This is a genomic window from Brevibacterium sp. NPDC056726 (assembly GCF_042790515.1).
Classification (GTDB): domain Bacteria; phylum Actinomycetota; class Actinomycetes; order Actinomycetales; family Brevibacteriaceae; genus Brevibacterium; species Brevibacterium sanguinis.
In genome coordinates, this window is record NZ_JBHTYZ010000001.1 from 541,363 (window position 1) to 554,608 (window position 13,246).

Below are 13,246 nucleotides of genomic sequence, written 5' to 3' on the forward strand. Positions count from 1 at the left end.
GACGCAGCAACTCCCCCGCAGATGTCCCCTCCTCCGGCCGCGCCGACGACTCCCGCGGCCGCAGCTCCGAGACACGCGGCAACAATCGCGGGACCGACCGCCACAGCTCAGAATCCCCGCGGAACTCCGACCATCGCGGCGACTCGAAGGCGCCGACCCCGCGCCCCGTCGCCCCTCGCACACGGCGTGAAGCACGGATGCTGCGCGCCGCCGCGGCAAGCGGCGCCAGCGCCGCCGGTGTCGCCGCAGCCGCCCAGCAGACTCCCACCGACCAGCAGTCCCCCGCAGCACACCAGCCGCCTGCCGGTCAGGAGCACTCTTCCGCGCAAGATCAGGCGCACCGCGCCGCCGGCGACGATGACCGTCGCCGCACGGACAGCGACCGCCGCCGCACCGGCGCTGGCGCTGCCGCAGCCGCAGCAGCCGGATCAGTCGGCAGTCCTCGATCACACGCCGCCACCGCCTCGGCGTCGGCACCGAACGCGAACGCCGCGGCCGACGACGCCCAGTCAGGGGACGCGTCCCCGGCCACCCGCGGACCGGCACGGGCCCGCCGTCATTCCTCCCGCCTCGGCGAGGGATTCCCCTCACTCGTCGGATGGACCTCGCTGAGCACGCTCCTGCCCGGTGTCGGCCTGCTGCGGACGAAGTTCCGGCCGCTCGGCCTCATCGTCTTCGGCGGTTTCGTCCTCACGATCCTCGTCGCGATCGGCTACCTCCTCATCAAGGGACCCGTCCACGCGGTCGCCACGATCATCGCCACCCCGACGCTGCTCAACGTCCTCGCGATCGGCGCGGTCCTCGTCGGTCTCATCTGGATCGTCGTCATCGTCATCTCCCACCTCGGCCTGCGCAAGGGCCACCGGTATGCGCCGTGGCAGAACCGGATGTCCGGCCTCCTCGTCGTCTCCCTCGTCCTCATCATCGGCATTCCCTTCGGCATCGGCTCCGTCTACGCCCGCGTCCAGGCCGACACGATCGCCAGCCTCTTCGGCGCGAGCACCGGCAGGACCCTCGACGCGCAGGAGCTGTGGAAGGACAAGCCGTTCATCAACGTCTTCCTCATCGGCCGCGACAACGGCGACGACCGCACCGGCACCCGCCCGGACACGATGCTCGTCGCCTCGATCGACACGAAGACCGGCAACGCCGCGCTCATCTCCGTGCCCCGCAACCTCGCGTTCCCGATCTTCCCCGCGGACAGCCCCGAAGCCCAGGCCTGGCCCGACGGGTTCCGCCCCACCGGCGACTCCTCCGTCGACCTCATCAACGCCGTCTGGCAGTGGGGCGAGGAGAACCCCGACGCTGTCGGCGAGACGAACGGCCTCGAACCCGGCATGACGGCGACGATGGCCGCCGTCGAAGGCTCGCTGGGCCTCAACCTCGACTACTGGGCCTCGGTCGACATGGCCGGCTTCGAAGACGTCGTCGACGCGATCGGCGGAGTCAACATCGACGTCGAACGCCCCATCCCGATGGGCGGCGGCAAATCGATGTCGGGCGTGCCGAACAAGGTCTTCGGCTGGATCGATCCGGGCCCGCAGAACCTCAAGGGCAAGAAGGCCCTCTGGTACGTCCGCTCCCGCGAAGGCAGCGACAACTACGACCGCATGTGCCGTCAGCAGCGGATGCTCAAGACGACCCTCGAGCAGATCGACCCGCAGGAACTCGCCGCGGCCTACCCGAAGCTCGCCGGGTCGGCGACGAAGAGCATCGCGACGTCGATCCCGCAGAACGAGATCCCCGCGTTCATCGAACTCGCCGTCGCGATGCAGAAGGGCGACGTCACCACCGTCCAGATCAACAACGACGTCACCCCCACCTACGACCCGGACTTCGACGTCCTCCACCAGTGGATCCAGGGCGAGATCCAGGGTGCCTCCGACGGCACCGAGACCCCGCAGCCGACGAACGATCCCTCGCAGAACAACGGCTCCGACGCCGGCGAGGACACCACCGATTCCGGGACCACCGACGACTCCCAGGACACGGAGGCCGGCACCGAGGCGCCCGCCGGCGACGGCGCGACCGCCGAGCCCACCCCGGAGACCGTGCCGGGCGAACCGAACGCGGCCGGCATGTGCTACCCGCAGGACTACCAGCCGGGCGACCCGTGGCCCGGCTACCCCGGCCCCGGCGCCGGCACGCAGGAGTGACCGCCGACAGCACGGTCGCGATCATCGGAGTCGGCCCCCGCGGGCTGAGCGTCCTCGAGCGGATCGTCGCCCTCGCCGCAGCCCGCTGGCCCGACTCCCGCGACCCCATCGCCGTCCACCTCATCGACCCGTACCCGCCCGGCGCGGGCATCGTGTGGCGCACCGACCAGCCGACGAGTCTGCTGATGAACACGACGATCGGTGAGCAGACGATCTTCCCCGATGCCAGCTGCTCCTTCCTCGCCGAGGCAGCGGCCGGGTCCGCTGACGACGTCCCCGATCTCGCCGAGGTGGGGGCCACGTCCGCTGCCAGCGCCCCCGATCCCGCCGAGGTGGGGGCCTCGTCCGCGACGGGCGACGCTGCCGAATCCTTCCCCATCGGCCCGACGATGGCGCAGTGGTACCGGGCCCGCGGGGGCACCGAGCCCGTCGACTCGACCTTCCCGAGCCGCACCCTCTACGGCGAGTACCTGCGCGACGCCTACGAGCGGATCCGCGCCGCTGCCCCCGATTTCATCGAGATCATCGAGCACCGCACCACGGTCGAGTCCGTCATCGACCTGCCCGCGGTCGACCTCCCCGGCGACGACTCGGCGGCGGCCGCTCCCCCGCAGCTCGTGCGCTGCGAGGACGGGACGACGATCATCGCCTCGGCGGTCGTCCTCGCCGTCGGCCACATCCCGAGCGCCCAAGCCGACGAACGCGCCCGCCTCGCCGCCTTCGCCCAGCGCAACGGGGGACTCTACATCCCCCAGAGCCTGCCTGCCGAGGCGCCGCTGACCGAGGTGCCCGCCGGCGCCCGCGTCATCGTCCGCGGCATGGGACTCAACTACTTCGACGTCCAGACCCTGCTGACGATCGAGCGGGGCGGACGGTTCACCGCCGACGAGGACGGTGCCGGCGCGCTCAGCTACACCCCGAGCGGGGAGGAACCCCTGCTCTTCCTCGGCTCCCGCCGCGGCATCCCCTACCGCAGCAAGCCGATCAGCCCCGACCATCCGCGCACCACGTGGCCGCTGCGCTACTTCACACGGGACAACGTCGCCCAGCTCGCCGGCCTCGACGACCTCGGGGGCGAGGCCAGGGCCGCCGCGCGCTTCAACGATCAGCTGTGGCCGCTCATCCTCGCCGACCTCCGCTTCGCGTACTACCGGACGCTGGCGCGCACCGCTCCCGACGCCTTCGCCGACGACCCCGGGCGTCTGCGCGAAGCGATCGCCGAGGCGGTCTCCCGCCACCTCACGCGCCGCACCTGGCAGGAGACCCACCCCGATGCCGATGACTCCGCCGAGTCCTCCCGCTCCGGACGCGTCACCCGCGAGGCCTTCGCGTGGGCCGAGATCGAAGAGGAGCTCGTCCCCGACCCGGCGCACCGGCTCTCCCTCCACGACCTCCTCGACCCCCTCGAGGACAAGGAGTTCGCCGGCCGCGAACCGGGCACCGAATCCTCGCTCCACGACTGGATGCTCGACTTCCTCCGCACCGACCTCCGGGATTCCCTCGCCGGTCCCCACGGCAGCCCCGTCAAGTCGCTCTTCATGGTGCTCTGGCAGGCGCGGCTCCTCCTCAAGGAGCTCATCGCCGAGGGCCACATCGACCCGGTGAGCACGGACATGGAGATCCGCGGCTGGTTCGAGAACTTCGTGTCCGGGATCTGCGACGGTCCCCCGCCGAGGCGGATCGCCGAACTCATCGCGCTCGCCGATGCCGGCATCGTCCGCTTCATCGGCCCCGACATGCACATCGCGGAGAACGATCCGACCGCCGAGGCTGCCGACGCCGGGGCCCCGGCCGGACCGGACCCCGCGGTCACCGATCCGCTGCCGCAGATCTTCACCGTCACCTCGGCGCGGGTGACGGGCGCTCTCACCGGCAGCGTCGTCATCGATGCGGCCTCACCGACGAACTCCGTGGCCCTGGCCTCCGACGTCCTCATCCACGGCATGGTCGACCGAGGTCAGCTCACCTCGGCGCGTCTGACCTTGGACGACGGTCGTGAGAAGCGGTTGAGCGGGCTCGCGGTGACGCCGCGCCCCTACCGCACGATCGACGCGTTCGGCACGGTCCATCCGCGCCGCTTCGCCCTGTCGATCCAGCTCTCCGCGGTGCAGTGGGGGCTGGCGATCGCCGCGAACCCGGACACGGACGCCGCGACCCTGTGCGACTCGCACGCCGCCGCCGAGGCGATCCTCGACCTCATCTGAGACTGGGCCGCGCGCACGGCAGGCACACGCCGCCGGCAGAGCTGCGCTGGGCTTGTGCGCCCGTTGCCGCGCGCCCGGTCCGCTCTCGATCAAGCGGCAGTGCGGATGCGGTCGCGTGCACGCCCCGCTATCCGTGCTGCCCCTTGATCGAGGCCTGGCGCGACTCTCGCGTCCCCGCTATCCGGGCTACCCCTTGATCGAGGACCGACTTGATCGAGGCGACCAGCGACCGACGCCGCGCTACGCCATCGCCAGGGCTTCCTCCGGCTTCGTCGTCCGGGCCCGGACGATCGCGAGCAGCGACATGACGAGTCCGATGACCGCCCACGCGAGCAGTCCGCCGTAGGCGGCGCCGAGGCCGCTCGTGCCCGCCGCGATGGCTGAGAACCCGTTCATCGCCGGGGTCAGCGGCAGCAGCGGGGCGACGAACTGGAAGAACTCGGGCACAGCCCCGATCGTGCGCCCGGCGACGGCGAGGACGACGGCGATGACCGAGAGGAATCGGCCGACCCCGCCGAACCACGCCACGAGCGCGAAGTTGAGCACCATGAACACGAGCGCGGAGACGAACGTGAGCACGGCGATGTCGAAGCCCTGGATCGCGTCGATGTCCATGACGGTGACGGCGAGGATCGCGAGGACGAGCGCCTGGACGAGTCCGACGGCGAGCCCCGGGACGAGACCGCGCAGCCACACCGACACCGACGACCGGGTCGAGAGCAGGGTCGAGGAGGGGATCGGCTTGAGCACCGTGTACGTGACGAGTCCCCCGACCCAGAGCGCGAGCATGATGAGCAGGGCGATCGTCGATCCGGTGAGGAGGTTCGCGACCGAATCCGTGTTCGGGGCCTCGATGTTCGCCGAGGCGACCCGGGAGAGCTTGTCCCGGTCCGGTGCCGAGTACGACGGCACCTCGTCCGCGCCGTCCTGCACGCCGTCGGCGAACTGTCCGACGCCGTCGGTGTACTCCTCGGAGCCGTCGGCGAGCTGGCCGAGCCCGTCGGCGAGGTCGGTCGAGCCCGTCGCCGCCTGTGAGACCCCCGTCGTGTACTGGTCGAGGCCGGTCGACAGCTGGCCTGCGCCGTCGGAGAGCTGACTCGCGCCGTCGGAGAGCTGGCTGGCGCCGTCGGCGGACTGCGCGATGCCGTCGGTGAGCGCCGGCATGCCATCGGCGAGCTGCTGGCTGCCGTCAGCGACCTGGGAGGCGCCGTCGGACAGCTGTGAGCTGCCATCGGCGAGTTCCGAGGCGCCGTCGCGCAGACCCTGCGAGGCTTCGAGCAGCTGCGGGGCGTTGTCGGCGATGTCCTGCATGCCGTCGGCGAGGTCACCGAGACCGTCTTCGAGTCCCTTGACGAACTCGCTCATCCCGGAACTGAGATCATCAGCTCCCGTCGCCAGCGTCGCTGCCCCGCCGAGGAGGGACTGCTCATCATCGGTCGAGCCGAGTCCCTCGACGGCCGAGTTCAGCCCACCCGAGGTGCCGGCGAGCAGACCCTGGGCATACGCCTGCTCCGCGCCCTGGCACGCAGGCTCCGGGGTGCCGGCAGGGCAGAGCTGGGCCCGGATCTGGTCGGCCTGACCGCTCGTGAGCAGACCGGCGCTGACCAGCGAGTCGAGACCGGTGACCGTGCCGCTCTGGGCGAGTTGGTCCGCGTCGTCGGCGCCGGACTGCAGGCCGTCCCGATACTCGCCGAGGCCGTCGGACAGACCGTTGGCCCCTTCGGCGACGCCCTGCGCTCCCTTGTCGAGCTCCTGCCCACCGGAGATGAGGTCGTCGAGTCCGCCCTGACCGGAACCGCTGCCCGAGTCCCCTGACAGGCCCCGGATGATCTCGTCGATCGACGTCGTGTACTCGTCGACGCCCCCGGACAGCTGGCCGGCACCGTCGGAGAGGTCGCTCGCCCCGGTGGAGAGGTCGCCCGCGCCGTCGGCGAGCTGCTGCGTGTCATCGGGCAGGCTCGCCGTCTCGTCGCGCATCGTGCCGAGCCCGGTCGAGAGCTCCCCGGCCCCGGTGGCGAGCTCACCCGCGCCCGAGGCGAGGTCGCCGGCTCCCGTGCTCAGCTCCCCGCCGGCGCTGTCGAGCTCTTGCATGCCGCCGGCGAGCTCACCGGCACCGTCGGCGGACTGCCGGGTGCCCTCGGAGAGCTGCTGGGCGCCGTCGTCGAGTTCGCCGGCGGCGTCGCCGAGCTTGCGCATCTGCGTGCCCATGTCGTTGAACCCGACGTAGATGTTGTCGAGGTAGGTCTCCGTCATCTCCGTGTTGAACGTCGTGCGCGCCACCTCGGCGACGGAGCGGGAGAGGAGCTGGTCCGAGGCCGGTGCGACGCCGGAGACGTCGATGTCGAGCTGCGTCTGCGTCGCGGTGTCGGCGTCGGAGACCGAGGTGACCGCCCGCGAGAAGCCGGCGGGGATCGTCAGCCGCGCCGCGTACGTCCCGTCGGCCAGCCCCTTCTCCGCGTCCTCCTCGTCGGTGATGACCCAGTCGACGTTGTTGTCCTTCTCCCCGACGAGCCCACTGGTGAGCTCCCGTCCGATGGGCACGGTCTGACCGTCCACCTCGGCGCCCTCATCGTTGTTGACGATGGCGGCCTCGATCGTGTCGAGCCGGTCCCCGCTCTTCCAGGTGGCGAGGATGAAGCCGGCGGCCACGATGATGGGGATGAGGACGAGACCTGCGAAGGACACCCAGGTCACGGGCTTCTTGGAGTTCGCTCGCTCGAGTCTCACGACTGTACGCCTTCCGTGTGGTTCGTCGCGGCGGCGCCGGTGCGCGCGCCGATGCTGTCGGTGCCCTCGGGTTCTCCCGCGGCGGGACTTCCCGCGGCGGGGTCGATCGTCGCCTGGTCGAGGTCGAGGTGGAGGTAGTCGGCGTGGGGCGGGAGGATCCCGCGCACATCCCCGCTCGGCAGGGCGAGGACGACGGCCGTGCCCTCGGCGGTGAGCTCGGGCAGCGCATCGGCGAGGTACCGGCCCTCGCTGCGGGTCAGCGCCTCGGCGCCGTCGATGACTAGCAGGGCGGGGGCATCCCGGCGGAGGCGGGCGATCTCCGGCACTCCCGGGGGCGGGGTCCCTCCCTCGCCGAGGTCGTAGAACGGGACCGTGCGCCTGACCTTGCCCGCGTGCTCGGGCAGGACCATTGCGCCGATCTTCATCTCCCCGGCCGTGAGCGGGACGCGACCGGTCATCGCGAGCAGGAGCGCGGTGCGGTCGGTGCCGCTGACGACGAGCGTCTGGCCCGGCAGAAGGGAGACGTCGACGTGGGAGAAGCCGCGCCCGTGGGCGCTCACTCCGACGCCGCGGCCGAAGACGCGGTAGGGCGAGTTCGGTTCGGGCCAGTCGCGCAGGGCCACCTCGTGGGCTAGTCCCTCCCCTTCGACGTCGAGGCGGGGCAGGATCGCATCGAGCCATTTCGGCAGCCACCACGCCTTGTCGCCGAGGAGCTGCATGATCGCCGGCACGAGCGACATCCGGACGAGGAACGCGTCGACGAAGATGCCGGCGGCCAGCGCCAGCGCGATCGATTTGATGATCGGCTCCCCGGCGGGCACGAACGCCGCGAACACGGAGAACATGATGACCGCGGCCGCGGAGACGACGCGGGCGGAGGAGAGGAACCCGGAGCGGATCGCCTGCCGGGCGCTTGCCCCGTGGACGTAGGCCTCCCGCATCCCGGAGACGAGGAAGACCTCGTAGTCCATCGCGAGCCCGAAGAGGATGCCCATGAGGATGATCGGGAGGAAGCTGATGACCGGTCCGGTCTGGTCGATGCCGAGGGGTTGGGCGAAGAGTCCGTCGTGGAAGACGAGGACGACGGAGCCGAACGACGCGAAGACGGACAGGAGGAAGCCGCCGGTGGCCTTGAGCGGCACGGCGATCGAGCGGAAGACGATCGTGAGGAGGATGATCGAGAGGCCGACGACGAAGATCCCGAAGGGCACGAGCGCCTTGCCGAGCTGATCGGAGACGTCGATCTGGATGGCCGTGGCACCGGTGACGGCGGTGTCGAAGCCGTAGTCGTCCTCGATCTGCGTGCTCAGCTCGCGCAGCCGGTTGACGGTGTCGAGGGTGGCGGGGTCATCCGAGCTCGTCGTCGGGATGATCTGGAAGAGCGCGGTCGTCGCGTCCCGGTTCGGGGTCGCGAGCACGACCTGTTCGACGCCGGGGACGTCGGCGATGCGGGCCTCGATGTCGTCGACGTCGCCGAGCGGATCATCGGAGGTGACGATCTCGCTCGTCATGACGAGCGGACCGTTGTACCCGGGACCGAAGTGCTCGTCGATGAGGTCGTACGTCGTCCGGGCCGGTGTCCCCTCCTCCTGCTGACCGGCCGTGGGCAGGGACAGCTGCAGCTGGGTGGCGGGGATCGCGAAGAGGCTCAGACCGCCGACGATGACGACGATCGTGAGGATCGGGAGCTTCGTCACCGCGGTCAGCCAGCCGGAGTAGAAGCGGTCCATGAACGTCTGCGGATAGGGTTCGCCCGCCTCGGCGAGGACGGTCTTGTCCGTGGACGCATCGCGCCCCTCGGCCTCCGCCCGGGCCATGGCCCGACGGTAGCGGCGGGAGGGCTTCGGGGTGATCTTCGCCTTCGCGAACCCGAGCAGGGCGGGCACCATCGTCAGGGAGATCATCACGGCGACCGCGACGGACCCCGAGGCGCCGATGCCCATGACGGTGAGGAACGGGATGCCCGCCAGCGAGAGGCCGAGCAGGGCGATCATCACGGTGATGCCGGCGAAGACGACGGCCGATCCCGCCGTCGCCACTGCCCGCCCGGCGGCTTCGATGGGTTCGTGGCCCTCGGCCAGCAGCGCTCTGGCGCGGGAGACGATGAAGAGCGCGTAGTCGATGCCGACGGCGAGGCCGAGCATGAGGGCGAGCATGATCGATGAGGAGTTGATCGCCCCGAACGCCGTCGCCCCGACGACGAGGAGGACGGAGATCGCCACGCCGATGAGCGCCGTGATGAGCGGCATGCCGGCGGCGCGGAACGATCCGAGGGTGAGGAGGAGGACGACGAAGGCGATGATGACGCCGATCCCCTCGACCCAGGAGACGTGGACGCCGGTGATCTGGAAGAGCTCACCGCCTGCGTCGACCTCGGCGTCGGGCAAGTCCGCGCGGATTCCATCGAGCGCGGCGACGAGTTCATCGGCGGCCGCGGGTCCTCCGACCTCCTGGAGGCTGCCGTCGTATTGGACGGAGATCATCGCCGCCTGCGCGTCGTCGCTGATCGCGCCCTCGACCATATCGTCGAACGGTGAGGTCACGGCGTCGACGTTGGGCAGCTCGCCGAGGTCGTCGACGGCCTGCTCGATCCCGTCCCGGTAGTCGGGGTCGGTGACGGACTGTCCGTCGGGGGCGACGACGATGACCGACGCCGAGGTGCCGGCCGCCTCGGGGAAGGTCGCCTTCATCGCGTCGAGGGCGACCTGCGCCTCCGAGCCCGGGAGCGTGAAGTCGTCATCGAAGTCCTCGGCGAAGGCGGCGACGCCGGCGGCGACGAGGCCGAGGATGACCAGCCAGAGAGCGATGAAGCGCACCGGCTGGCGGAAGGCCCGGCGCCCGAGGGCGTAGAGAAATGTCGACACGAAGACCTCGATACAAAAGTGTATTGGATACAGTCATGTATTCTTGTGGACAACGCCTCTCGAGCGCAAATCAGTATGAGAGAATCGTGTGATTTCCCATGGGATGCCCAGTTTCGGCCGGGCCGTCCCGGCCGGGAGGCGGACCAGCCGGGTGACGAGAGACGGGCGAGACTGACACGCGATGAACACCGAGAACCTCAGCGACCGCAGGCGACGGACCCGGTCCACCCTCGTCGAGGCCGGCGTCTCCGTGTTCGCGGTCAAGGGCATCGAAGGAGCGTCGATCGAGGAGATCTGCGAAGCCGGCGGCCTGACCCGCGGCGCGTTCTACTCGAACTTCTCCAGCCGCGACGACCTCGTCCTCGCGACCCTCGAGATCCGTGCCGCCGAGACCCTCGACCGCCTCGATGCGACGATCCAGCGGTGGAAGGAGCAGCTCGACGACACCGACGCCGCGGAGATCAGGCCGCTGCTCACGCAGTTCGTCGAGGAGATCTTCACCGAGAAGCTCCACACCGTCGCCGATGCGATCGCCGAACAGGAGGTCGAGCTCTACTGCCTGCGGGTCCCGGAGCTCTACGCGCGCTATCAGGAGATCGACGCCGGTCGCCGGGAGAGGCTCGCCCGGCTCGTGCGCACGGCGATCGAGAACGTCGGCGCGGTGCCGACGATCCCGCTCGACAGCCTGCTGACGATCCTCATCTCCCTCTTCACCCACCTCTCGCTGCAGTCCGCCGCCGGACGCGAACTGCGCGACCCCGTCGACATCGACCCGGGCCTCATCGTCGAGGTTCTCCTCCGGTTCCTCGATTTCACCGACTGCGCGACCCCTGAGGCCTGAGCTCCAGCGGCTAAGGTGGAGGGCGTGACTGAACTTCAGCGTGAATACACGGCCTTCATCAACAACATGGACGTCCGCCTCGGCGCGTTCGTGCTCGCGGACCTCCCTCAGTCCGTCGAACAGGAGGACGGCACCCAGGCGCCCTTCCGCAAGGACATGAGCCCGGAGTCCCTGCCTCTCATCGAGCACTTCGTGCTCTCCCGGTTCGCGAACCCCGACGAGGTCGTCTCCCCCGACAACCACCGCTTCGTCGAAGGGCTCATCCGCTACCTCGGCGAGACGTATCTGCGCGCCATCGGCGGGGCGTGGGACCACGATGAGACGACGGGCAACGGGATGCCGTTCATCCGCCCCGACAATGCCGACGGGCCGACCAAGGGCGAGCCGATCCCCCTCGTCGCCGTCGTCCTCACCGCCGTCGACCAGCGCACCGGCGGGATCTTCACTGCCGTGCTCGACCGTGCCCGCCAGGAGCTCGGCGGCGACGGCAGCCCGCGGCGGACCTCGACGGGTCTGTCGATCGGGATGCTCACGTCCGAGAACTCCTCCGAGGAGGAGGTCGAGTTCCTCTCCCGCTTCCTCGGCACCGTCGAGCCGGGCATCGCCTCGTGGACGAAGGAACAGGCCGACCCGCAGTCGTGGGCCCTCGACCGCGACAGTCTCATCCGGCTCGGCAAGCAGCTGAACGTCCGATACGACTCCCGCGACGAGATGATGGCCGACGACGAGATCGCCTTCGTCGGCGGGGCGATGCGCTTCATCGGCGAGACGATCCGGCGCATCGGGCTCGGGCAGTGGCGCTACGGGGCCGAGCTCGAAGCCGACGACCCCCGCAGCCAGCAGCCGTTCATCCGCTTCGTCATCGGCGACCAGAACCTCGACATCGTCCCGTGGAAGCTCGCCCAGGCCGCCCTGGACGACCCCGAGGCGATCGCGAAGGGCCTCGACACGATCATCGAGATGCGCACCGAGGAGGCGGAGAAGTCCGCCGAATGAGGTGACGGCCCGCGCTCGTCAGGCCCCGGGGCGGGTTTGCGCGTGTTGAACGCGGATTTGCGCCAGTTGAACCTGAGATGGCCACGACCGGTACTGGCCATCTCAGATTCAGCTGGCGCAAACTCGTCAGGCCCCGGAGCGGCCGGCGCCGGGTCAGAGCTGGAAGCGGCGGTTGCCGTGGAGGCCGTCGGCCGGTGACCCGGGTGCGAGCTCGATCGTCTTCGCACCCGGGTCGATCTGCACCGTGACGAGGGTCGCCGGCCGATCCCCGTAGGCGGCCCCGGGCTCCGGTGTGCAGCTCACCGGCGGATCCCCCGGCCCCGAGGTGAGGAGGGCGACGAGGTCGGCCGTCGTCTCCGGCGGGTTCCCCGCGGCGATTGCGGCAGCGGTGCGGGCGGCGAGGAAGTCGTAGCGCGGCCGTGAGCTCGAGTCCGCGCGCAGCTCCATCGCTCCGGTCTGCAGGTCGGGGTGGAGGAAGTGGTTCGTGTGGAGGAGGACGTCGGCCTCGGCGAGCGCCGCCTCGGTGTCGGCAGGCCTCGCGTCGCCGGTCCCCGCGGGGTCCCCGGGGCGGAGTTCGCGCTTGGCCTCCCCGGCGATCTCGACCTGGACGGCCGCCTCGGCGGTGACGACGGTGATGACCGACGACGATGAGGTCGGGGCGGAGCGGATGATCTCCACCGCCTCGGTGAGGGTGTGCGCGGTCGAGAGCACCCGGTCGAGGACGGCGTGGACGGGCACTCCCCCGGCCCGGTCGTCCGCGTGCTTGAGGATGTTGAGGTGGACGCCGACGCCGGCTTCATTGAGGCCGATCTTGCCGAGCATCCCGTACTCGGCGATGCCGACGTGGCGCAGCTGGCCGGGCACGGCCCCGACGTCGCCGATGTGCCACAGCGTCGAGAAGTCGGCGAGCCAGTCCCAGGTCTGCGCCGAGACCGTCGCCCCCGGCACGACCCGGGTCACCGTCGAGCACTCGGTGGGGGCCGCCTTGGCGAGCGTCATGATCTCCGTGCGGGCGATGACCTCCATGATCTCGGTGACGGTGCGCCCGGAGCCCTCGGCGACCGCGGAGATCTCAGCGGCGGCCTCCGGTGCCCACGCCTGCAGGCGCGCATAGCTGTCGTCGGCGGCATGGCGGGCGTCGACCTCGGTGATGCCGAGGTGGGCGAAGTACCGCTGGTAGCCGGCGATCGCCGCGCCGATCCCGGTGCGCAGTTCGCGGCCGCGCTGCAGCCCGCGCTGGATGTGGTCTCCGGCGCGGGAGACGAAGACCTCCGGACGCACCGCGGCGGCGGGCACGAAGTCCGCCGTCATCCGCGCATCGGGCTCGACTGCATGCCCCGGGGCATCGTGGGACTCGGTCGCCGACTGCGCGGCATCGGCGGGTCGCTGTGTCGTCACGGGAGGCTCCTCCGTTCGGGTTGCCGGTCATCTTCGCGCATCGCGGGAGCAGGTGACCCA

Annotated in this window: 7 protein-coding genes; 4 read left to right on the top strand and 3 right to left on the bottom strand. The window is 70.5% G+C overall.

Annotated elements, in window-relative coordinates; translation table 11 throughout:
• Positions 1-197: 197 nt before the first annotated feature.
• Positions 198-2,156 (top strand): LCP family protein, encoded by a 1,959-nt coding sequence (locus ACFQ91_RS02455; protein WP_376870281.1) that lies wholly within the window; start codon positions 198-200, stop codon positions 2,154-2,156.
• Entirely contained in the window at positions 2,153-4,360 is a 2,208-nt protein-coding gene (locus ACFQ91_RS02460; RefSeq protein ID WP_376870284.1) for an FAD/NAD(P)-binding protein, read from the top strand. Before ACFQ91_RS02455 ends, ACFQ91_RS02460 begins: the two co-directional genes overlap by 4 nt.
• A gap of 240 nt (positions 4,361-4,600) precedes the next feature.
• On the opposite strand, the gene ACFQ91_RS02465 is transcribed toward ACFQ91_RS02460, so the two are convergent.
• Both ACFQ91_RS02465 and ACFQ91_RS02470 read right to left on the bottom strand, forming a co-directional pair.
• Positions 4,601-7,087: a YhgE/Pip domain-containing protein gene (locus ACFQ91_RS02465; RefSeq protein ID WP_344251597.1), complete on the bottom strand. Its 2,487-nt coding sequence runs from the start codon at positions 7,085-7,087 to the stop codon at positions 4,601-4,603.
• Positions 7,084-9,951 (bottom strand): MMPL family transporter, encoded by a 2,868-nt coding sequence (locus tag ACFQ91_RS02470; RefSeq protein ID WP_376870287.1) that lies wholly within the window; start codon positions 9,949-9,951, stop codon positions 7,084-7,086. Before ACFQ91_RS02470 ends, ACFQ91_RS02465 begins: the two co-directional genes overlap by 4 nt.
• Positions 9,952-10,132: 181 nt before the next feature.
• On the opposite strand from ACFQ91_RS02470, the gene ACFQ91_RS02475 reads away from it, so the two are divergent.
• Both ACFQ91_RS02475 and ACFQ91_RS02480 read left to right on the top strand, forming a co-directional pair.
• Positions 10,133-10,792, top strand: coding sequence for a TetR/AcrR family transcriptional regulator (locus tag ACFQ91_RS02475; protein WP_198499742.1), 660 nt, complete (start codon positions 10,133-10,135; stop codon positions 10,790-10,792).
• 24 nt (positions 10,793-10,816) lie between these two features.
• Entirely contained in the window at positions 10,817-11,788 is a 972-nt protein-coding gene (locus ACFQ91_RS02480; RefSeq protein ID WP_198499743.1) for a hypothetical protein, read from the top strand.
• Between the two features lie 153 nt (positions 11,789-11,941).
• On the opposite strand, the gene ACFQ91_RS02485 is transcribed toward ACFQ91_RS02480, so the two are convergent.
• On the bottom strand, positions 11,942-13,186 hold the full coding sequence (locus ACFQ91_RS02485) for a C45 family peptidase (protein ID WP_232623719.1): 1,245 nt from the start codon (positions 13,184-13,186) through the stop codon (positions 11,942-11,944).
• Between the last annotated feature and the right edge of the window lie 60 nt (positions 13,187-13,246).